The sequence below is a fragment of the Aeromonas sp. 102P genome, assembly GCF_051920345.1.
Classification (GTDB): domain Bacteria; phylum Pseudomonadota; class Gammaproteobacteria; order Enterobacterales; family Aeromonadaceae; genus Aeromonas; species Aeromonas veronii.
In genome coordinates this window covers 1144531-1166136 of the sequence record NZ_JBQBCZ010000001.1, presented here as the reverse complement: position 1 = coordinate 1166136, position 21606 = coordinate 1144531, and the positions used below count along the sequence as shown (strand labels likewise).

18 protein-coding genes are annotated in these 21606 nt (G+C 61.2%); 14 read left to right on the top strand and 4 right to left on the bottom strand.

The window, feature by feature from the left end:
* Nucleotides 1-96 precede the first annotated feature (96 nt).
* Nucleotides 97-2544, top strand: a complete 2448-nt coding sequence (locus ACTG1K_RS05565; RefSeq protein WP_440004926.1) for a zinc/cadmium/mercury/lead-transporting ATPase — start codon at nt 97-99, stop codon at nt 2542-2544.
* A gap of 416 nt (nt 2545-2960) precedes the next feature.
* Nucleotides 2961-3374 carry a hypothetical protein gene (locus ACTG1K_RS05560; protein WP_005348835.1) on the top strand — a complete coding sequence of 138 codons (414 nt, stop codon included), beginning with the start codon at nt 2961-2963 and terminating at the stop codon, nt 3372-3374.
* A gap of 49 nt (nt 3375-3423) precedes the next feature.
* Here ACTG1K_RS05560 and ACTG1K_RS05555 read toward each other — a convergent pair whose 3' ends face one another.
* Nucleotides 3424-4152 (bottom strand): 1-acylglycerol-3-phosphate O-acyltransferase, encoded by a 729-nt coding sequence (locus tag ACTG1K_RS05555; RefSeq protein ID WP_019446682.1) that lies wholly within the window; start codon nt 4150-4152, stop codon nt 3424-3426.
* Nucleotides 4153-4337: 185 nt separating this feature from the next.
* On the opposite strand from ACTG1K_RS05555, the gene ACTG1K_RS05550 reads away from it, so the two are divergent.
* Genes ACTG1K_RS05550 through ACTG1K_RS05535 form a run of 4 tightly spaced genes read left to right on the top strand, consistent with a single transcriptional unit; the run spans nt 4338 to nt 8083 of the window.
* A complete protein-coding gene (locus tag ACTG1K_RS05550; RefSeq protein WP_440004925.1) occupies nt 4338-4715 on the top strand; it encodes a hypothetical protein in 378 nt (125 codons plus the stop codon).
* A gap of 53 nt (nt 4716-4768) precedes the next feature.
* Nucleotides 4769-6811, top strand: coding sequence for a protein-disulfide reductase DsbD family protein (locus ACTG1K_RS05545; RefSeq protein ID WP_440004924.1), 2043 nt, complete (start codon nt 4769-4771; stop codon nt 6809-6811).
* Between the two features lie 9 nt (nt 6812-6820).
* On the top strand, nt 6821-7564 hold the full coding sequence (locus ACTG1K_RS05540) for a DsbA family protein (protein WP_440004923.1): 744 nt from the start codon (nt 6821-6823) through the stop codon (nt 7562-7564).
* Between the two features lie 3 nt (nt 7565-7567).
* On the top strand, nt 7568-8083 hold the full coding sequence (locus tag ACTG1K_RS05535; RefSeq protein WP_440004922.1) for a protein disulfide oxidoreductase: 516 nt from the start codon (nt 7568-7570) through the stop codon (nt 8081-8083).
* 76 nt (nt 8084-8159) lie between these two features.
* Here ACTG1K_RS05535 and ACTG1K_RS05530 read toward each other — a convergent pair whose 3' ends face one another.
* Nucleotides 8160-8984, bottom strand: a complete 825-nt coding sequence (locus ACTG1K_RS05530) for a LysR family transcriptional regulator (protein WP_421273699.1) — start codon at nt 8982-8984, stop codon at nt 8160-8162.
* Between the two features lie 130 nt (nt 8985-9114).
* On the opposite strand from ACTG1K_RS05530, the gene ACTG1K_RS05525 reads away from it, so the two are divergent.
* The 8 genes from ACTG1K_RS05525 (at nt 9115) to ACTG1K_RS05490 (ending at nt 17161) form a co-directional block, all read left to right on the top strand.
* Nucleotides 9115-9993, top strand: a complete 879-nt coding sequence (locus ACTG1K_RS05525; protein ID WP_425855397.1) for an NAD(P)-dependent oxidoreductase — start codon at nt 9115-9117, stop codon at nt 9991-9993.
* Nucleotides 9990-10730 carry an SDR family NAD(P)-dependent oxidoreductase gene (locus ACTG1K_RS05520; RefSeq protein WP_064339361.1) on the top strand — a complete coding sequence of 247 codons (741 nt, stop codon included), beginning with the start codon at nt 9990-9992 and terminating at the stop codon, nt 10728-10730. Before ACTG1K_RS05525 ends, ACTG1K_RS05520 begins: the two co-directional genes overlap by 4 nt.
* Before the next feature lie 280 nt (nt 10731-11010).
* Nucleotides 11011-11295, top strand: coding sequence for a cold adaptation protein ActJcold adaptation protein ActJ (atcJ, locus tag ACTG1K_RS05515; protein WP_005343121.1), 285 nt, complete (start codon nt 11011-11013; stop codon nt 11293-11295).
* 23 nt (nt 11296-11318) lie between these two features.
* Nucleotides 11319-11861 carry a cold adaptation protein AtcA gene (gene atcA / locus ACTG1K_RS05510; protein WP_042032639.1) on the top strand — a complete coding sequence of 181 codons (543 nt, stop codon included), beginning with the start codon at nt 11319-11321 and terminating at the stop codon, nt 11859-11861.
* A 12-nt stretch (nt 11862-11873) separates the two neighbouring features.
* Nucleotides 11874-12641, top strand: a complete 768-nt coding sequence (gene atcB / locus ACTG1K_RS05505; RefSeq protein ID WP_005343119.1) for a cold adaptation protein AtcB — start codon at nt 11874-11876, stop codon at nt 12639-12641.
* Between the two features lie 11 nt (nt 12642-12652).
* On the top strand, nt 12653-13555 hold the full coding sequence (gene atcC, locus ACTG1K_RS05500) for a cold adaptation protein AtcC (RefSeq protein ID WP_440004921.1): 903 nt from the start codon (nt 12653-12655) through the stop codon (nt 13553-13555).
* A 525-nt stretch (nt 13556-14080) separates the two neighbouring features.
* On the top strand, nt 14081-15568 hold the full coding sequence (locus tag ACTG1K_RS05495; protein WP_440004920.1) for a peptide MFS transporter: 1488 nt from the start codon (nt 14081-14083) through the stop codon (nt 15566-15568).
* 636 nt (nt 15569-16204) lie between these two features.
* Complete coding sequence (locus tag ACTG1K_RS05490; RefSeq protein ID WP_440004919.1) at nt 16205-17161, top strand: GTP pyrophosphokinase; 957 nt, start codon at nt 16205-16207, stop codon at nt 17159-17161.
* A gap of 74 nt (nt 17162-17235) precedes the next feature.
* On the opposite strand, the gene parC is transcribed toward ACTG1K_RS05490, so the two are convergent.
* Complete coding sequence (gene parC / locus ACTG1K_RS05485) at nt 17236-19530, bottom strand: DNA topoisomerase IV subunit A (RefSeq protein WP_440004918.1); 2295 nt, start codon at nt 19528-19530, stop codon at nt 17236-17238.
* A gap of 83 nt (nt 19531-19613) precedes the next feature.
* A complete protein-coding gene (gene parE / locus ACTG1K_RS05480) occupies nt 19614-21524 on the bottom strand; it encodes a DNA topoisomerase IV subunit B (protein WP_421266918.1) in 1911 nt (636 codons plus the stop codon).
* Nucleotides 21525-21606 lie beyond the last annotated feature (82 nt).

Genomic DNA, 21606 nt, shown 5'->3' with positions numbered 1-21606 from the left:
ATAAAGGGGTTGACCTTGGACTTAACACCAAGGTTTAGACTCCTTCTCGGTAATCAGGGATCTCGCAGGGGCGGGATCCATCAAGAGGGACTCATCATGAGCAAATCCTGCTGCAATCATCAGCACGCCGCCCCCATCAAGGCCGTCAGCAAGGCGGCCTCCGGCCAGAGTGAACATCACCACGATAGCCACTGCTGCGACAACACCACGCCCGTCAGTTGCTGTTCAACCCAGACGCCTCATGAGCACGCATCCCGTGACGGCAATGAATCCCCCGGGGATGAAGAGCCTCCCCGAGGAAGTTGCCACGATAAAGCGTGCTGCAGCGCCCCCTTATCGCCAGCTCACGATCATAAGCATGAGCATGAGCACGATATGCCCCCTGCCGACCCTCTGGTTGCGCCGGAGCAAGGTAACAGTCGCCACAGCTGGCAGGTGTTGGGGATGGATTGCCCCAGCTGCGCCCGCAAGATCGAGACCGCCGTCAGCCGGGTGAGCGGCGTGCAACAGGCGCGCGTGTTGTTTGCCACCGAGAAGCTGGTAGTGGATCTGGCCCCCGGCCTCTCCCCCGATCCCGTCACCGCCGCCGTGCTGGCCGCCGGTTTCCAGCTCAAAGGGGAAAGCGCTGAAAAGCAGGCAGCTGGCCGCAAGCAAGCTTCACAACAGCCCCTGCAAGGCAATCTATTCGGTAACTTTTTGGGCAAATATTGGCAGCCCCTGTCACTGGCCGGCCTGATGTTGGTCGCCGCCCTGCTGCCGAAAGAGCTCGGTCAGCCACTCTTTACCCTGGCGACCCTCTGGGGTCTGTGGCCCATCTCCCGCAAGGCGTGGGCGCTGACCAAAAGCGGCTCCCCCTTCGCCATCGAAACCCTGATGACGGTGGCAGCGCTGGGCGCCCTGTTCCTCGGTGAAACCGCCGAAGCGGCCATGGTGCTGCTGCTCTTTATGCTGGGGGAACATCTGGAGGCCTACGCCGCCGGACGCGCCCGAGCCGGGGTGACCGCTCTGATGGCGCTGGTACCCGACAAGGCGCTGCGGATCCGTACCACTGCCGAGGGAGAGGTGCGGGAAGAAGTCGGTGCCGATGAGCTGCGTCCCGGCGATATCATCGAAATCGCCCCGGGTGCCCGTCTACCTGCCGACGCCCGCCTGCTCGATGAACTCGGTGCGTTTGACGAAAGCGCCCTGACCGGTGAATCCATTCCAGTGGAACGTCGTCAGGGTGACAAGGTGCCTGCCGGCAGTCTGGCGGCGGATCGGGTGCTGCGTCTTGAAGTCGTCTCCGAGCCCGGCAACAACGCCATCGACCGCATCCTGCACCTCATTGAAGAGGCCGAGAGCCAGCGCGCACCCATCGAGCGCTTTATCGACCGCTTCAGCCGCTGGTACACCCCGGCCATGATGCTGATCGCCCTGCTGGTCGTCATTATTCCACCGCTCGCCTTTGGCCAGAGCTGGGATGAGTGGATCTATCGTGGCCTAGCACTGCTGCTCATTGGTTGCCCCTGCGCGCTGGTCATCTCCACCCCGGCAGCGGTTACCTCGGCACTGGCCGCCGCCACCCGTCAGGGGGCGCTGATCAAAGGGGGGGCCGCGCTGGAACGATTGGCCCATATCGATACCGTGGCGTTTGACAAGACCGGCACCCTGACGCTGGGCAAGCCGCAACTGACCGAGCTGGTGAGCCTCAATGGCCAACCGGAGACCGAGTTGCTGGCACTGGCGGCTGCCATCGAGCAGGGCTCCCACCACCCGCTGGCCCGCGCCGTGGTCGCCAACGCGACCGAACAGGGGATGACGCTGGCGGAGGCTCGCGACCTGCGAGCCCTGCCGGGCATGGGCGTTGAGGGGCGCATCAACGGCGAACTGTGGCAACTGCTGGCACCGAGCCGGGTGGCGACCCTGAATGTGGCACAGCAGACCCGGATTGCTTCGCTGGAGCGGCAGGGCAAGACCGTCGTGGTGCTCTGCCAGAGCAGCGGCGACCAGGCGCTGCCGGTCGCCCTGCTGGCGCTGCGGGATCAGATCCGGCCTGAAGCCGCCACCGCGCTGCAAGAGCTCAACCGACTCGGGCTCAACAGCATCATGTTAACCGGGGATAACCCCCGTGCCGCCGAGGCGATCGCCACCGAGCTGGGCATGGGCTGGCGTGCTGGTCTGCTGCCGGAGAACAAGGTAGAAGAGATCGCCAAGCTGGCCAGCACCCGGAAGGTTGCCATGATCGGCGATGGCATCAACGATGCCCCGGCCATGAAGCGGGCCAGTATCGGCATCGCCATGGGTGGCGGCACCGATGTGGCGCTGGAGACCGCCGATGCGGCGCTGACCCACAACCAGCTCAGCGGTATTGCCGCGATGATCCGGCTGTCGCGGGCGGCACTGGCCAATATTCACCAGAATATCGCGCTGGCGCTGGGGCTGAAGGCCATCTTTCTGGTCACCAGTCTGCTCGGCATCACCGGCCTGTGGATTGCGGTGCTGGCCGATACCGGCGCCACCGCGCTGGTGACCGCCAACGCCCTGCGCCTGCTGCGCAAGCGTTAAGCCAGCCAATGGCATCCCAGCCAAAAGCCGTCCCCCAACCGGGACGGCTTTTCTTTTTCCTCTCACGGCACCCCGTAAAAGAAAAAGCGCGCCTGCCGGTCGGCAGTCGCGCTTTGCTTACTCTCTCGGAGTTATCCCACCCTTGGCGAGGTGGAATCAACCCAGGGGCGCCGAGCCATCCCCAGACTCAATGAATATCAGTTCCCATTTCCAGCGCACAATTCTAATCAGCGGTAATCGATTCAAATGTGAGCGGAATGGCAAAAAACCATCCAGCTTCAACAAGATAACGTTTTCATACTGAAACTTCGATCAGGCTCACAGACCTCGCGGCCATTTGGCCTCATATCAGGAAAACGGCAGTCACGGGGTCAGAAAAGCAATGTCTGATCAAGTGGATAGACAAGGAGTAAACAATGAAACGGATTGAAGAGCAGGCAAGACGACTCGATCAGGAGTATCAGGCGATCGGGCAGCTATTCGACCAGTTTTGCCAGCAGGCTGGCACCCTGGCCGAGCAGTATCACTTCTTCAACTGGCCCGATTATGAAGACTCGCCCCCTCTGAGCCGCGCCTTCACCCTGCTGGGGGAGCCCCGCGAACTGCGGCTGCGCTGTCAGCCCGGTGAGCGCTCCGCCCTCAATGGCCTGATCCAGGTGGTCTCGGAGGATGGCACCATAGATGCCAGCCTCGGATTTCGCGCCGATGGCCAGCTGCTGCTGGAGTCCGGCAAGCTGCTGGACAACCCGCCCGGACTGCTGCTCAAGCTGCTGCTCGGCGCTGTGTGGCAACACAAGCCCCAGGATGAGATCACCGGGCAGCCGCACTGAACCATCAGTGATGTAGAGATAGTCCTTTTCAATTCATCTGCGATATCCGTCAGGCGGCGTGGCTGTGGCCCAGCTTGCTGTCCAGTTCGGCCAGCTTGGCCTCCATCCGGGCGCGGCAGGTGTCGGAGAGATCGCGAATGCCGCTGGCACCATGCTCCTTGCTGCAGACCGGCGCCATCACTTCCACCAGCACTTCGCCGTTGTCCCAGCGATTGAGGTCGACCTGACCGAAGTAGCTGGAGCAGACGATGGGCACCACGGGCACTTCAGCCTGTACCGCAGTGTGGAAAGCGCCCGCCTTGAACGGCAGCAGGCCACGTCCCTGGGAGCGGGTCCCTTCCGGGAACATCCAGATGGAGGTGCCACGGTTCTTGATGCGATCCACCACCTGACCTATGGTGCCGATGGCACGGGAGCGGTTGGAGCGGTCGATCAGCACGTTGCCGGAGAGCCAGAAGATAAGGCCGAACAACGGCAGCCAGAGCAGGCTCTTTTTGCCCACGGCCACCACGCCAGGCTGCACCGCACCGGTCACGGTGAAGATGTCGAAGTTGCTCTGGTGGTTGCAGACATAGACCGCCGGGCCGACCGATTTGACCTCGTCGGCCACCGTCACCTTGACTCGCAGCCCGATCAGCGGGCAGACCGCGTGATACATGCGGGCGAAGACATAGACGTTGTTGGGATGGCGCGGACGAACCAGACAGAGCAGCAGGCCGAACAGGAACCAGAAAATGAGCAGCAGACCAAGCAGCAGCACACGGGCAATTTTGAGCATCGAACACCTCGAGTTTTAACTCGGCGCAGTATACTGATCCCCCTTTTAGCGAACAAGCGTTCGCCAAACAGAACCGACCACCCTCCCCATCGCGCCACCCACAGTGCTGCTCATCAATACGCCGCCGACTTGCCCCACCCGCCATTGGTCGTTAGGATGGCCCCATCTTGATGGACGGGGCGAACATGATGTTGCAACAACGGGTAGCGAAACATCTCCTGCTGCTGGTCTGCCTGCTGGTGCTCAATTGTGCGGCCCAGCCGCTGGCCCGGCTTGCCCTGCTCGATCACGCCCTCAGCTGTCAGGCACTGCCTGTTCCAGGCTCGGCAACGGCTCAAGAGGATGCCAAACCGGCCAGCCCGCAGCCCACCAGCTGCCAGCTCAACGGCAAGTGGCTGAGCGCCGCCACCCTGCTCTGCGTCGAACAGCTCTTCTTTGCCGTGGCCGAACTGATCGCCCTGCTGGCCCCCCTTTGGCGCTACACACCGCCACTGCCCCCTCCCAGAGTCATCTCGCCGCCCGAGCGGCGTTTGCACCTCACCCTCTGCGTCTGGCGGGAATGAGTTCGGCAGCGTTCTTTCGTTAGCTGTCACTCAATTTTTGCGAGACCAAAAAGATGTCGAATCTCTTCAAGGCGGCCCTGCTACTGGGCGGTCTGCTGTGGCAATCCATGGGATTGGCCAGCGACACGGGCTGGCTCACCAGCCCACAGAATGATCACGCCCGGGTACGGCTGCAGGCCGACCGCAGCACGGCAGATCAGACCCGCATCCTGCTCGATGTGGAGCTGGAGTCGGGCTGGAAGACCTACTGGCACAGTCCGGGAGAAGGGGGGATTGCTCCCCAGATCCTGTGGGACGAACCGGTCGGTGACTTTCAGTGGCGCTGGCCGGTGCCACGCCACTTCGAGGTAGCCGGGCTCAGCACCCAGGGTTATCAGGGAGATGTGACCTTCCCCCTCAGCCTCAACTATCCCGCAGGGCAACCGCTCAAGGGAACTCTACGCCTCTCCACCTGCAGCAATGTCTGCATCCTGACCGACTTTCCCTTCACCCTGGCGGTGGATGGGCGAGCGCCAGCCGGTTTCGACTTCGGCTGGGCCAAGGCCATCAGCAACCTGCCCCAACCGCTGCCTGCCGAAGCCCGGGTCGAGCTCGGTTATCAGCACAACCAGCTGCAACTGCGCGCCGAGCGGGCAGAGGGCTGGCAATCACCAGCGCTCTTCATCGACGCTCTGGAGGGGGCCGAGTTTGGCAAACCGGCGCTTGAGGTCGAGGGCAACACCCTGATCGCCCGGGTGCCGGTGAGCGATGGCTGGCAGGGGGATGCGCCGGATCTGCGCGGCCAATCCCTCGGCCTGCTGCTTACCAGTGGCGAACAGGCGTGGCAGGGCAAGGGGACGATCGGCGCGCCGCTCGCGCTGCCCAACCAGAGCCATCCGCTGTTCTGGCTGCTGGGGGCAGCGCTGCTCGGCGGCCTGATCCTCAACCTGATGCCCTGCGTGCTGCCGGTGCTGGCGCTCAAGCTGGGCTCTGTGTTGCAACATCAGGAGCGTGAACAGGGAGCGGTGCGCAAGCAGTTCCTCGCCGCCAGCGCCGGGATCATCGCCTCCTTCTGGGTACTGGCGGCCATGAGCAGCCTGCTACGCGCCACGCAAGGGGCCGTCGGCTGGGGCATCCAGTTCCAGAGCGCCGGTTTTATCGGCTTGATGGTGCTGGTCACCCTGCTGTTTTGCGCCAACCTGCTGGGGCTGTTCGAGATCCGCCTACCCAGCGCCCTCAGCACCCGCCTCGCCACCAGCGGCGGCAACGGCCTCGGCGGTCACTTCCTGCAGGGGAGTTTTGCCACTCTGCTGGCGACCCCCTGCTCGGCCCCCTTCCTCGGTACCGCGGTGGCCTTTGCGCTGGCGGCGCCGCTCGGCCAGCTGTGGCTCATCTTCACGGCATTGGGGATTGGCATGAGCCTGCCCTGGCTACTGGTGGCGGCCCTGCCAAAACTCGCCATCTGGCTGCCGAAACCGGGGCGCTGGATGAACCATCTGCGCATCCTGCTCGGCCTGATGATGCTGGGCTCCAGCCTCTGGCTCACCAGCCTGCTCGACAACCATCTCGGCAGCTATGCCACCGGCTGGCTGATGGTTGCCATGCTGCTGGCACTGCTGGCTGGCATCATCTGGCGTTACGGCATCCGCGGCTTCACGCTGGCGATCGCCCTTACCGCCCTGATTGGCAGCCCCCTGCTGCTGAGCGGTGCCTTTAGCGTGCAGGGCTCGGCCAGCGTTGACAAGGTGGTCTGGCAGCCGCTCTCTGAACGCGCCATCACAGATGCGCTGGCCCAGAACAAGCGGGTCTTTATCGATGTCACCGCCGACTGGTGCGTTACCTGCAAGGCCAATAAATACAACGTGTTGCTGCGCGATGAGGTACAACAGGCCCTCTCGGCCCCCGATGTGGTGGCCCTGCGCGGCGACTGGAGCAAACCAAGCGACGCCATCGCCGCCTTCCTGCGTAAGCGGGGTGCGGCGGCCGTCCCCTTCAACCAGATTTACGGCCCGGAGTTGCCGCAGGGGGTCACACTGTCACCCCTGCTCGACAAGGACGATCTGCTGACCACATTGCACAAGGCTGGCCTGCTTCAGGCTGGCACCACCCGATTTTAAGGAGCAACCATGAAACCGACTCTGAGCGCCCTGACCCTGCTGGCCTCCCTTTCCGCAACCCTGCTGGCTCCGACCCTGCACGCCGCCCCCTTCACCCCGGAGCAGGAGGCCCGCATCAAGGAGCTGATCCGCGAGACCCTGATCGCCAACCCCAAGATCCTCGACGAGGCCGCCGAATCCTGGGAGAAACAGAATGCGGCAGCCCAGGAGGCGCAGCTTGGCAACTTCATCAAGGGCAACAAGGATGTGCTGTTCAACAGCGCCACCAGCCCGCGCCTCGGCGCCAAGAATCCCAAGCTGACGCTGGTGCTGTTCACCGACTACAACTGCCCCTACTGCAAGCAGTTCGATCCCCGGCTGACCAAGCTGCTCAAGGCCTATCCGGACGATCTGGGACTGGTGATCAAACTGCTGCCGTTCAAGGGGCAGACCTCCGCCAAGGCGGCCCAATACAGCCTGACCCTGTGGCAGCAAGATCCCGCCCGCTTCCTCACCCTGCACGACAAGCTGATGAGCAAGCAGGGGATGCTGACCGAGGCGGACATCAACAAGGCGCTGGCCGCCACCGGCAACACCGCGCTCAAACCGGCCGCCAAGGCGACCGAGGAGCTGCGCAACAGCTTGCGCATCGGCACCATTCTGGGGGTGCAGGGCACACCGGCAACCCTGATTGGCAACCAGCTGGTGCCGGGCGCCATCCCCTATGAGGAGCTGGAGCAGCTGGTGAAGGCCGAACTGGCCAAGCAGGGGTAAGGGATGACTACCAATCCTCAACCCCGCTGGCGCCGCTGGGGCAAGGAGGCGCTCTGGCTGCTGCTGATGGCGCTGGTCATCTCGACCCTGCTGGATCTGTGGCGCAGCCCGACCCTGCCAGAGGGGGCGATGAGCGCCCCCGTCACCCTGCAGGATGGCAGCAGCACGGATCTCGCTACCTTAAGCCAGGGCAAGCCGCTGCTGGTCTACTACTGGGCCAGCTGGTGCGGGGTGTGTCGTTTCACCACCCCGGCCGTGCAACAGCTCTGGCAGGAGGGGGAAAACGTGCTGACGGTGGCGCTGCGCTCCGGCAATTCCGAGCAGCTTGGCAAGGGGATGAGCAAGAAGGGGCTCACCTTCCCGACCCACAACGACGAGTCGGGAGCGTTGGCTGCCCAGTGGCAGGTAGGGGTCACACCCACTTTCCTCGTCATCAAGGATGGGACGCTTGTGAGCAGCACCACCGGCTGGAGCTCGAAGTGGGGCTTGCAGCTGCGGCTCTGGTGGGCGTCGCTCTAGCCACGCAACTTCGTTGCCTGCAACAGGGCCATCCCACCGGATGGCCCTTTTTTATGCCGACATTTTTATCCCGACATCAGACGGGGAGCTGCATCCCGCGCACCTGCTCAAGTAGAGCGGTCACCGCCGCCGAGCGCAACGCATCGGGGGCGTAGCAGAGCCCCACCCGCCGCTTGAAGGAAGAGGCCGCCAGCTCGGCGACTGTACAGCCGGGCGGACAAAGCGAACGGGGAAGCCAGGCGATCCCCGCCCCGGCAGCCACCATAGTCGCCGCCAGTCGCAGCGACCCCGCCCGCCGTGGATAGAGCGGCGCCTGATTACCGAGGATGGCGATCAGCCGCAGGTGGGAGTCGTGGCGCGAGCAAGTGACCCAGGGCTCGTCCGCCAGCTCAGCCGGCGTTAGCGCCCCCTTGCCCGCTAGCGGATGATCCGGCGGCAGCACCAGCACAAACTCCTCCTCCAGCAGAGGGATAAAGAGCTCGTCGCCACAGCGCAGGGATTCGCACCCCAGCCGCACATCGCCACAACAGCCCTCCTCCAGAGTCAGCAGGATCTCCTCGTGGGCGAGCGCCCCTTGCACCAGCGCCCCCACCACGCCATCACCCAGATCCGCCTCAATTCCCACCGTCAGCTCGAGGCAGGGGGAGGTTTCACGAAACTCGCGGGCGAGGGAGTCGGTATCGGCGATCAGCCGCTTGGCGCGGGGATAGAGCCGGTGCGCCGCTTCAGTCCCCTCCACCCCGCGCGCCTGCCGCACAAACAGGGTCACCCCCAGCTCATCCTCCAGCGTCTTGATGGTGGTGGAGAGGGTGGGTTGGGTAATGAAGAGGCGGGTGGCCGCCGCCGTGATGTTGCGCTCCTCGAAGACAGCCACAAACGCACGCAGGGTTCGCACATCCATAGAATTCACCTATACCAGACAGTCATAAAAGCCATTTTTCACGGCGACACTGGGCAAATATAGTGGCTTACCTGCCACAAGGCATCCCAATTTTCTATATCAGCGTCTATCAACACCGTCAGGAGCCATCATGCGCCATCTCTCTGTCATCGGCCTCGGAGCCATGGGCTCCGCCCTCGCCACCACCCTGATCAAGGCGGGCCATCCGGTCACCGTCTGGAATCGCAGCGCCGCCAAGGCGGCCCCGCTGCAGGCGCTGGGGGCGACACTCGCCCCCTCGGTTGGCGCAGCCATCGCCGCAAGCGATATCACCCTTGTCTGCGTCGATAACTACGCCGTCAGCCAGCAGTTGCTGGACGAGGCGAGCGATGCGGTGGCGGGCAAGCTGCTGGTGCAGCTCTCTACCGGCAGCCCGCAGGGGGCCAGAGCGCTGGAGATCTGGAGCCACACCCACGGCGCCCGTTATCTCGATGGCGCCATCCTCTGCTTCCCGGATCAGATCGGCACCAGCGATGCCAGCATCATCTGCTCGGGGGCCAGCGCTGCCTTTAGCGACGCCGAGCCGGTGCTGCGCCTGCTCGCCCCCACCCTCGACCATGTGGCCGAGGCGGTGGGCGCCGCCGCGGCGCAAGATTGTGCCGTCGCCGCCTACTTTGCCGGTGGTCTGCTCGGAGCCCTGCACGGCGCGCTGATCTGCGAGGCGGAAGGGCTACCGGTGGCCAAGGTGTGCGCCCAGTTCAGCGAGCTCTCCCCCATTCTCGGTGGCGATGTGGCCCACCTTGGCAAGACGCTGGCGAGCGGCGATTTCGATCACCCCTACGCCAGCCTGAAAACCTGGAGCGCCGCCATCAGCCGCCTCGCCGGTCATGCCACCGATGCCGGGATCGACAGCCGCTTCCCGCGTTTTGCCGCCGATCTGTTTGAGGAAGGGGTGGCGCAAGGGTTTGGTCAGCAGGAGGTGTCAGCCCTCATCAAGGTGCTGCGGGCACGCAATGGAGCGGCACTATGAACGGTAAACAAATCGCACTGGTCACCGGCGCCGCTGGTGGGATTGGCCGCCAGCTCTGCATCGGGCTGGCCGAGGCGGGTTATCGGGTGATCGCCACCGATCTGGCTCCTCACGCTTTCGACCATCCCGAGATCCACTTTCATCCGCTCGATCTGCGGGATGAGCAGGCCATCGAACGCCTCTTTGCCGAGGTTCGCGCACAACATGGCGGCATCCATCTGCTGATCAACAACGGCGCCATCAGCAAGTTCCACACCCGCTTCGAGGATCTGAGCGCAGCCCAGTTCGATCAGGTGATGACGGTCAATGTGCGCGGCGCCATGCTCTGCGCCCGTGCCTTTGTGCAGGCCAACCGCGGGTTGCCCTATGGCCGCATCATCAATATTGCCTCCACCCGCTGGCAGCAGAACGAACCGGGTTGGGATGCCTATGGCGCCTCCAAGGGGGCGCTGGTCGCCCTCACCCAGTCCCTCGCCAACTCGCTGGCCGACCATCCCATCACGGTCAATGCCATCAGTCCGGGCTGGATCCAGGCGGAGGATTACCACACCCTGACCGAGGCGGATCACCGCCAGCACCCGAGCGGCCGGGTCGGTCGCCCCGACGACATCACCCGCGCCTGCCTCTTTCTGGCGGATCCTCGCAACGACTTTATCAACGGCGCCAATCTGGTGGTCGATGGCGGGATGAGCAAGAAGATGATCTACCACACCTCCGCCTCCTTCTGGGAGGAGTAACCCCTGCGGCGGCAGCCTTACCCCGGCCTGCCGCCCGCCCCTTTCCTGCCCGTTTTTTCATCGCTTTTGCCCCGCCGCCCTTGCACTGGCCAGACCGACTGGCAACAATAGACGCTCAACTGACACCTCTTCATCTCGCCCGTTAATTGATCGCCCAACTCATCGCGTTGGCGGGCTGTTTCCGTTAAAATGACGGGTTTTTGCCGTGCCTGGTTTGCCAATCCCCACCATCAGGCACTCGCAGCGTGAATCCTATGATGCCAGTGATGCAGGATCTGCCATGAACAACTACTTTCGGGTGCTGGGCGTCAAGTCCAACGCCAGCGAAAACGACATCAAGAAAGCCTATCGTCGGCTGTCGAACCAGTACCACCCCGACAAGCTGCACGGGGCCAGTGAAGAAGAGAAAGAGCAGGCAGCCATCAAGCTGCACCAGGTAAAGCAGGCCTATGAAGTGCTGTCCGATCCGAAGCAGCGGGCCGCCTTTATCAAGGATTTCAACAACGTCATCGTGACCGACCCCGCCTCCGCCATGCAGGAGATGTGGGATCAGTTCTACCCCTGAAACAGCAGGCAGAAAGAGCAACTATGCAAAAGAGATGGGACCAGGCGCGGCTCAAGTCGCTGCAAAGCGATGCCAGCGAAAACATCGAATCCTACCGGGATCAGGACGACCCCAAGGGGCTGGAACAGTTCACCGACCAGATGAAGAGCCTGCTGCTGGCCGATATGAGCATGCTGGAGTTTATGCCCGAGTATCTGCCGCTGGCCCTCTATGGCCGAGTGCAGTTCCCGGCCAAGGCCAAGTCGCAGTGGAACAAGTGGCTCGCCAGCGGCGAGCAGCCGAGCTGGGACGAGTTCAAGGTGAGCGTCGGCTTCAACAACGCCGCCCTGCCGCTGGTCAAGGCGGTGCGTGCCCAGAGCGAAGATCAGCTGATGGAAGCCTGCGCCGTGCTGTTTCTGCTCGACAACCCGCTGCCGCGCGGCAGCCACCGCGGCGATGACGACTATGAGCTGCGCGACGAAGAAGATGAAGACGGGGAAGATGCCGACGCCGACTATCATGGCGGCAGTGACCGCTATGGTGATGACGACGGCGATCAGGATATGTACGACGAAGTCCGTTTCTAATTGGGGCAAGGCATGAGCAACAGTCTGATAGAAATTACCGCCATCGAGATCAAAGAGCTGGCCGTTATCGAGCCGAAGCAGGCCAGCGAGAAGTTCGAGCTGATCGCCAAGACCATGTCTGACGACCAGCTGGCAGAAGTGATTGAAAACATTGATATCGTTACCCTGACCCAGATTAACGGCCAGCACGATATCTCCTTTCCCTCCATCATCTCCGAGCTGATGACCCCGGAGCGGATCCGCGACATCGTCTGCCAGCAGCCGCTCTACTGGGAAGAGGCGATCAAGAACAACGCCGACGAGCTGCAACAGCACACCTTCGACTTCCTCAACTACCTGATCCGTACCCAGGATAGCGAAGCCAAGCAGCGCGAGATCCTCGAGTGCGTGGCCGAAGATCCGGCCGGTCTCTTCTACCTCGCCATCCCCTTTATCGAGTTCTATCGCGGCGATCGCTATGAAGAGGACGAAGGCTATCGCGACGTGCTGCACGCCGAAGAGGAAGATCTCGAAGAGTCCCTGCGCTACAGCGAGCGCCAGCAGAGCGAGGATGTCCACGACTACGCGCTGGATGACCCGCGCAGCCTCTTGATGCTCATTCGCGAGCTGGCCCCCGAGGTGGAGAAAGCCATCAAGGCGCTGCTGCGCAACGAGCACTCCAGCTGGGATGGCATCATCAACAAGTTTGCCGCCGAGCTGGTGATGCAGGCCAAAGAGAAGAACAAGGTCGAGGAAGACGAGTACGGCGACGTCGACGACATGTTCAGCTTTCTGGATTAAGGAGCCCATTCATGCAGTTAGTCATTCGCGATGCCAACCAGGGCCCCTTTCTGACCCAGGTGCTGCGCTTTGGCCGCGACAATGAACGTTTGAGCGAACAACAGCTGGCCGCCATCAAGGGCAAGGCGGTGCTGATGAGCCTCAAATTCGCCGACAAATACTACAACAAGTACAAGATGCACCTGCTGGAGCAGGCGGCCCACGACGTCATCGGCGTGGTGAGCCTCGGCCTGCAGGAGCTCTCGGCGCGGGATCCTGCCAAAGCGCTGGCGCTGCTGCAGGCGCCGGAAGGCCCCATCAAGCCGTTCCAGAAGGGCTGGTCAATGCTCATCACCGTCAGCCCCAAGCAGGCTGGCAACAGCCTCTACGGTGATGTGGATGCCCGCCTGCTGGACAAGATCTCGAGCCCGCCCGATGTGGAGGAGTGGCAAGGGTGGCAGGAGTACGAGAAGGCGCTGACCGAGCACAACAAGAGCCGCCTGATGGAGCTCATCGACCAGCACTTTTTCGCCTGCGAAAGCGACCACCCCACTATGGAGGACAAGCTGGCCGAAGCACTGCTCTACCGCATCCTCTGCGGCAAGGGCAATGGCGCCGCCCCGCTCAAGGTGAAGCAGGATCTCAAGCGCAAACTGGCGCGGGAGATTGAGCTCGACGAGAGCTGGTATGACACCGACTACCTCGCCGCCCAGCTCGCCCTGATGCTGAATGCGCTGCCCGCCGACATGGCCGCCGCCTTGCGGCAGGAGCTGAGCCCGGGCTTTGTGCCCAACCTGCTCCACACCCTCGGCTTTGTGCGCCAGTACCAGCTGCTGCAAAAAGAGAACGCCTCGCCGGAGAAGCTCGACAACGTCGAGATGCGCGCCGGTCTCAAGCACCCGCTGCTCGGCTGGCCGCTCTACCACGACTTCTAAGGCCGCTTTCACCGCCCATCAGTCGCACCACAACGCCCGGCCCGCCGGGCGTTGTTATATCCTCCCCTCACCCTCTCGACAGCAAAGAGAGAACACGCGCAAGTCCCCCTGAGGCTACCCCTTCTCTTACCGATATTTATTCACTCAATGCCCAAGGATGAATAAACAACCTGCAATACAACAACTTGGCGCCAGCTGCGTTTCGGGACAACAAAGCGGGACACAGATCCCGTTACAGCGCCATAATCGGCACCAAATAGCCGACTGGATCACATCAACTGTGCCGCAATCGCGTGGTAAGCCGAGCTACAACCACGGCTCAATCACGCATAAAAAGGCGGAATAGATCAATAAAAAGCAATTAATCGCGCCGGATTAAATTTCAGGTATGGCTATTTGCACCGCTTGGCCGCTAAATGACAGACCGGCCTTCAGACCAGCATGGAAGCGCACAAGGCTAGCCGGCAGCAGACCGGTACGCTCTCAGGACGAGTAATGACTTTCTTCTCTCACAGGAGACAGACCGTGAGCGCTTCGAATCAACACCCCACCATTCCCCCCGGCTCCGGGGCGCTGTTCTTTATCCAGACCTTCTCGACCCTGGGGTTTGCCGTGCTCTACTCCACGCTGGTGCTCTACGCCACCAAGCGACTCGGCTTCAGTGAATCCCAGGCCAACGCCATGATGGGGGTCTTCGGGGCCTTCAACTATGGCCTGCACCTGTTTGGCGGTTATCTCGGCGGGCGCTACCTCAGCAACCGCAACCTGTTCGTGATGGGGATGGTGCTGCAGGTGATCGGCTGCTACTTCATCGCCGAGATGGGGATCACCGGCCTCTACTGGGGGCTCGCCATGTTCCTTACCGGCAGCGGCCTCAACGTCACCTGCCTCAACATGATGCTGACCCAGCGCTTCGCCCCGGACGATCACCGCCGCGAGAGCGCCTTCCTGTGGAACTACGCCGGGATGAATCTGGGCTTCTTTATCGGCTTCACGGTGGCGGGCTACTTCCAGCTCACCGAGGATTACCGCACCCTGTTCCTGTTTGCGACGCTGGGCAACATCATCGCCATCATCGCTACCTTCGCCTGCTGGCCGATTCTGGCGGATATCAGCACCCCGCTGCGCCATATCAAGGGGAGCGGTTTCTACCGCCGCATGCTGGCCGGCCTCGCCATTCTGGCCATGCTGGTGCCGGCGCTGCGGCTGCTGCTGACCCACGCCAGTTTCAGCGGCAGCTTCGTGCTGATCCTGGGGGCCGTGGTGCTGCTACTGCTCTGTGTGATGACCGCCCGCCACCCGGACGCCGCCGAGCGCAGCCGCATGGTGGCCTACCTGATCCTCGCCCTCGGCTCCCTCATCTTCTGGTCGCTCTACCAGCTGGCGCCCATGGGGCTGATGCTCTTCTCCGAGCACAACATCAACCTCAATGTGTTCGGGCTGCGGGTCGCCCCCCAGTGGATCCAGAACATCAACACCCTCGTCATCGTCATCGGTGGCCCCCTGATGGCGCTGCTGTTCAAGCGGCTGCGCGAACAGGGCTGGAATATCGACATCCCCTCCCAGTTTGCCGCCTCCCTGTTCTGCATGGGGCTCGGCATGCTGGTGCTGCCGATCGGCATCCATCTGGCGGGTGCCAACGGACTGGTCGCTTTCAAGTGGATCGCCATCAGCTATGTGCTGCAGAGTTTTGGCGAGCTGCTGATCTCCCCCATCGGTTACGCCATGATTGGCAAGCTGGCCCCCGCCAGCCTGCAAGGCTTGATGATGGGCTGCTGGATGATGGTGACCGGCGTTGCCTCGGTGCTGGCGGGCTATGTCTCCGGCGCCATGCCGCAAAATATCGGCAGCACCCCGGTCGCCACCAACCCGGGTTACAGCTCGGTATTCAATATGCTCGGCTGGGGCTCACTGGCGGGCGGCGTGGTGTTGCTGCTGCTGGTGCCCCGCCTGCGCCAGCTGATCGCCTCCAAGATCACCCCGCCTCCGGCGGCCACTGCCATTCCTGTCTAATCGGGTTCGGGCCAACCATTTCAGTGGCACCTGCCAGCGCGAACGATTGAATCAGAGGCACTGCTGTTAATGTAAAGGGCCCCGCCATCATGGATGGCGGGGCCCTCGCTTTTGGCGGGATAGGTGGATCTTTTGCAGGCTGGCAACCTGGCGCCCATTGTGATGTTTGCCCCTATCGTCAGCTTTCCCTCACCCTAACCCTCTCCCAAGGGGAGAGGGGATCAGCACCTGCCACTCTGTAGCCGAAGCTGTCAGGCTTAGCTATCACGCCATACCACGGTCACTATCAATGACTGCGATCTCTGCTCCCTTCTCCCGCTCTTTGCCATAGATAAGGGGAGAAAGGTCGGTGAGGAGAGAGAGCAAACCACCGACAAGCAGCAGAGCGTTAAATCAAGCAGGAACGCGTAGGGTCGATTAGCGAAGCGTAATCGTCCGCACCGCAATCTCGGTGGCGATGGACATAGAGAAGAGATCAGCTGGAACACCGGCAAAATTGTGGCAACTCGTTTTCGCGAACGTCTGATTACGCTTCGCTAATCAGACCTACAGCTCTGAATTAACATACAAAGCATTTTCTATAAAAAACAAATCGTATATAATGTATACTCTCAAAAATATGCAACGGACGCTGTGATGGATATTCAAGCTTTACACGATTCATATATAAACATCAATCCTAAAGCGAATAGGCTTCGCGATGCATTAGTATCAGAATTAGGTCATCTTCTCATTCAAAGTGGTATTACCCTAGGTGTACCAATAGAAGCTAGAGTTAAAGAGTGGCCGTCTATTTCAGAAAAAATAACTCGAAAATCATTATCTCTAAAAAACATTATTGAACTTGATGATTTGGTAGGCATTAGATTAATTTTGCTATTTCGACAAGATCTTGAAAAAATTGATGCATTGCTTAAGGAAAGCCTATCAATTCAAAGTGCGGAAGATACATCCCATCGTCTAGCCGAAGCCCAATTTGGATATCAATCACGTCATTACATCGTTCAGATCCCTGATACTTGGAAAAAAATACCCAGCTTCATGGATCTCGGCGAGATCCGTGTAGAATTACAAGTCAGAACGCTTGCACAGCATATTTGGGCCGCAGTATCTCATAAACTACAGTATAAACATGAAGCAAGTGTACCACTTCCCCTTAGGCGCTCTATATATAGAGCTTCGGCATTACTTGAAACAGTAGACCTTGAATTTGACCGACTTCTCCAAGACCGTACAACATACGTAAAAGAACAACTTAAAAATGAATCTCCTGATACGTTATTAAACGTGGAAATTATTGGTGCGGCACTATCAGAATTCTTGCCAAATCAATATAGACATGCTGAAGAGTATTATGATGAACTGCTCGAAGACCTCAATAACTTTGGTATTTCAACAAAAGGAAAACTGAAGGATCTATTGACATCACACTGGAGTGAAATATTTAAATCCGATGCAGAACAATGTGAAAAACACCAAACTCAACAATATTTCTCAGATGTTGGGCTAGTTAGAGAGGGACTAAGAGCTGCATTTGGCAATGAAGCAGTAGATAGTTTCTTAATAGATAGAGCAACGCGAAAAAGCAATTAGACACTTAGTTACATATACGTATTCTTGATCAGATGATAAATATAAAAGGGCGCTTTCGCGCCCTTCTTTATTAATTACCCTTCCTGATTTTCCGCGGCTACCGGTTCGGTTCCAGTGGCGGGTTCAATCTCGATACGATCGACCCGCTGCAAACCGCGGGGCAGCTTGGCGCCGCGACGGCCGCGCTCGCCGCGATAGTAGTCGAGATCAGAGGGTTTGAGGGTCAGCTTGCGCTTGCCGGCAAACAGGGTGACCGACTGACCCTGCGGGATCACGGCGGCCATTACCACAAACTCCTCACGCGCCTTGACGCGAGCCGACGGAATGCTGATCAGCTTGTTGCCCTTGCCCTTGCCGAGCACCGGCAGGGTGTTGAGCGGGAACAGCAGCATGCGCCCTTCGTTGGAGATGGCCATGCAGAGATCGGTCTCCGGCGAGCCGATCTTCTGGGGTGCCATCACCTGCCCCCCTTCCGGCACGGTGAGCAGCGCCTTGCCGTTCTTGTTCTTACCGATCAGGTCGTCATAGGTGCAGACAAAGCCGTAACCGGCGTCGCTGGCGATCAGATACGGCTCGCCCTCGTTGCCCATCACCAGATGGCGCACCTCTTCCCCAGCCCCCAGCGCAAAGCGGCCGGTGAGCGGTTCGCCCTGACTGCGCGCCGATGGCAGGGTGTGGGATTCGAGGGCGTAGGTGCGGCCCAGCGTGGAGAGGAACACCGCCTGCTGGTTGCTGCGGCCACAGGCGTGGGCCAGATAGCTGTCCCCTGCCTTATAGGAGAGCCCTTCCACATCGACATCGTGACCCTTGGCGGCGCGCACCCACCCCTTGTCGGAGAGGATGACGGTGACCGGTTCGCTCGGCACCAGCTCCTTCTCGGTCAGCGCCACGGCGGTAGCACGCTCCACCAGCGGGGTGCGGCGATCGTCGCCGTACTTCTCGGCATCGGCCAGCAGCTCTTTCTTGAGCAGGGTGTTGAGACGGCGCTCGGAGCCCAGGATCAGCTCCAGCTTGTCACGCTCTTCGGCCAGTTCGTTCTGTTCGGCGCGCAGCTTGAACTCTTCGAGCTTGGCCAAATGGCGCAGTTTCAGCTCGAGGATCGCTTCGGCCTGGGTCTCGGTAATGTTGAAGCGCTCCACCATCACCTTGCCCGGCTCATCCTCGGTACGGATGATCTCGATCACCTCGTCGATGTTGAGATAGGCGATCAGCAAGCCTTCGAGGATGTGCAGGCGAGCCAGCACCTTGTCGAGGCGGAATTGCAGGCGGCGACGCACCGTCTCGCGACGGAACTGGATCCACTCGCTGAGGATGGTCTTGAGGCACTTCACCTGCGGCCGGTTGTCGAGGCCGAGGATGTTGAGGTTGACCCGGTAGTTCTTCTCCAGATCCGTGGTGGCGAACAGGTGGGCCATCAGCCCCTCTACATCCACCCGGTTGGAGCGCGGCACGATCACCAGACGGGTCGGGTTCTCGTGGTCAGATTCATCGCGCAGGTCGGTGACCATCGGCAGCTTTTTCGCCACCATCTGGGCGGCGATCTGCTCCATGATCTTGGCGCCGGAGGCCTGATGAGGCAGCGCTGTGATGACGATGTCGCCATCCTCCTCGCTCCAGACCGCCCGCTGCTTGATGGAGCCCTTGCCGGTCTCGTAGATTTTGCGGATATCGTCGCGCGGGGTGATGATCTCGGCGTTGGTCGGGTAGTCCGGCCCCTGAATGTGCTGCATCAATGCATCCAGCCCCGCATTGGGGTTGTCGAGCAGCTCGGCACAGGCGTAGGCCACTTCCCGCGCGTTGTGGGGCGGGATATCGGTCGCCATCCCCACCGCGATACCGGTCACCCCGTTGAGCAGGATGTGCGGCAGACGGGCGGGCAGCACCACCGGCTCCTTCATGGTGCCGTCGAAGTTCGGCGTCCACTCCACCGTGCCTTGGCCGAGCTCTGAGAGCAGCAGCTCGGAGAAGCGCGACAAGCGCGCTTCGGTATATCGCATGGCCGCGAAGGATTTGGGATCGTCCGGCGCACCCCAGTTACCCTGACCGTCCACCAGCGGGTAGCGGTAGGAGAAGGGCTGGGCCATCAGCACCATGGCTTCATAACAGGCGATGTCGCCATGGGGGTGATATTTACCCAGCACGTCACCCACGGTACGGGCGGACTTCTTGTGCTTGGAGAGGGCAGACAGACCCAGCTCGCTCATGGCGTAGATGATGCGCCGCTGCACCGGTTTGAGGCCATCGCCGATATGCGGCAGGGCCCGATCCATGATGACGTACATGGAGTAGTTCAAGTAAGCCTGTTCGGTAAAGGTGCGCATTGGCTGGCGCTCTACCCCGTCCAGACTGAGCTCGATAGCATCACTCATGTGATTTTCTCTTTCGGTTCGGGAGCCGCCACAGGGCGACTCCGGCTAAATGCTTGCTGGCCCTGTGCGGGCCAGCCGACGGCTTAAATGATGGCGAGGTTGCCCTTCTCTTCCAGCCATTCGCGGCGATCGCTCGCCCGCTTCTTGGCCAGCAGCATGTCCATCAGCTGCAGGGTCTCGTCAGCTGCATCCCCTTCACTCTCCCCTGCCGGATCCATGGTGAGCTGCACCAGACGGCGGGTGTTGGGATCCATGGTGGTTTCCCGCAGCTGTTTCGGGTTCATCTCACCCAGACCCTTGAATCGGGTCACCATCACCTTGCCCTTCTTCTTCTCGGCCTCAACCCGCTGCAGCACGCCGTTCTTCTCGTCCTCGTCGAGGGCGTAGTAGACCTCTTTACCGATATCGATCCGGTAGAGGGGCGGCATGGCCACATAGACGTGCCCCTTCTCCACCAGCGTGCGGAAGTGCTTCACAAACAGGGCGCAGAGCAGGGTGGCGATATGCAGACCGTCCGAGTCCGCATCCGCGAGGATGCACACCTTGCCGTAGCGCAGGCCGCTGAGATCCTCGGAGTCGGGGTCGAGCCCGATAGCGACCGAGATATCATGAACTTCTTGCGAGGCGAGCACCTGACCGGCCTCCACCTCCCAGGTGTTCAGGATCTTGCCGCGCAGCGGCATGATGGCCTGAAACTCGCGATCCCGCGCCTGCTTGGCACTGCCGCCCGCGGAGTCACCCTCCACCAGGAACAGCTCCCCCTGCATGGGGTCGGCGCAGTTACAGTCGGTCAACTTGCCGGGCAGCGCCGGGCCCTGGGTAATCTTCTTTCGCACCACCGTCTTGGCGGCGCGCATCCGGCGCTGGGCGCTGCTGATACAGATCTCGGCGATCTGCTCTGCCAGCTCGGTGTTGCTGTTCAGGTAGAGGCTGAAGGCATCCTTCACCACGCCAGAGACGAACGCCGAGCTCTGGCGGGAGGAGAGGCGCTCCTTGGTCTGACCGGCGAACTGCGGATCCTGCATCTTGATGGAGAGGATGTAGGCGCAGCGATCCCAGATATCTTCCGGAGTCAGCTTGACCCCGCGCGGTAGCAGGTTGCGGAACTCGCAGAACTCGCGCATGGCGTCGAGCAGGCCCTGACGCAGACCGTTGACGTGGGTGCCGCCCTGCGCGGTGGGAATGAGGTTCACATAGGATTCGGCGAGGCATTCGCCCCCTTCCGGCAACCAGCAGAGCGCCCAGTCCACCGCCGATTGTTCGGAGCTGAACGAGCCGATAAAAGGCTGCTCCGGCAGGCAGGTGAACTGCTTGACCGCGTCGACCAGATAATCCTTGAGGCCATCTTCGTAGCACCACTCCAGCTTGATGCCGGTGTTCTTGTCGAGGAACTTGATGGTGAGGCCGGGGCAGAGTACGGCCTTGGCTTTGAGCAGGTGTTCCAGCTTGGTGACCGAGAATTTGGGCGAATCAAAGTAGCTCGCCTGCGGCCAGAAGCGCACCCGGGTGCCGGTGTTGCGACGACCGCAGGTGCCGGTGATGGTCAGCTCCTGCACCTTCTCGCCACGCTCGAAGGCGATGTCGTAGACCTGACCGTCGCGACGCACCGTCACCTCGACCCGATCGGAGAGGGCGTTTACGACCGAAATACCCACCCCGTGCAGACCGCCGGAGAACTGGTAGTTCTTGTTGGAGAATTTGCCGCCCGCGTGCAGCTTGCAGAGGATCAGCTCCACCCCGCTGACCCCCTCTTCCGGGTGGATATCGACCGGCATGCCGCGGCCGTCGTCGATCACTTCGAGGGACTGGTCTTCATGCAGGATCACCTCCAGACTGCGGGCGTGACCTGCCAGCGCTTCATCGACGCTGTTGTCGATGACCTCCTGGCCGAGGTGGTTGGGCCGGGTGGTGTCGGTATACATGCCGGGGCGGCGACGCACCGGCTCAAGGCCATTGAGGACCTCAATGGCATCCGCATTGTATTGAGTAGACATGGAGGGCCTTGCGAATTGACGTTTGGAGGGAATCTTAACTGCTAGGCGGGGGTAGAACAAACTCCCCGCACCGAAAGCTTGA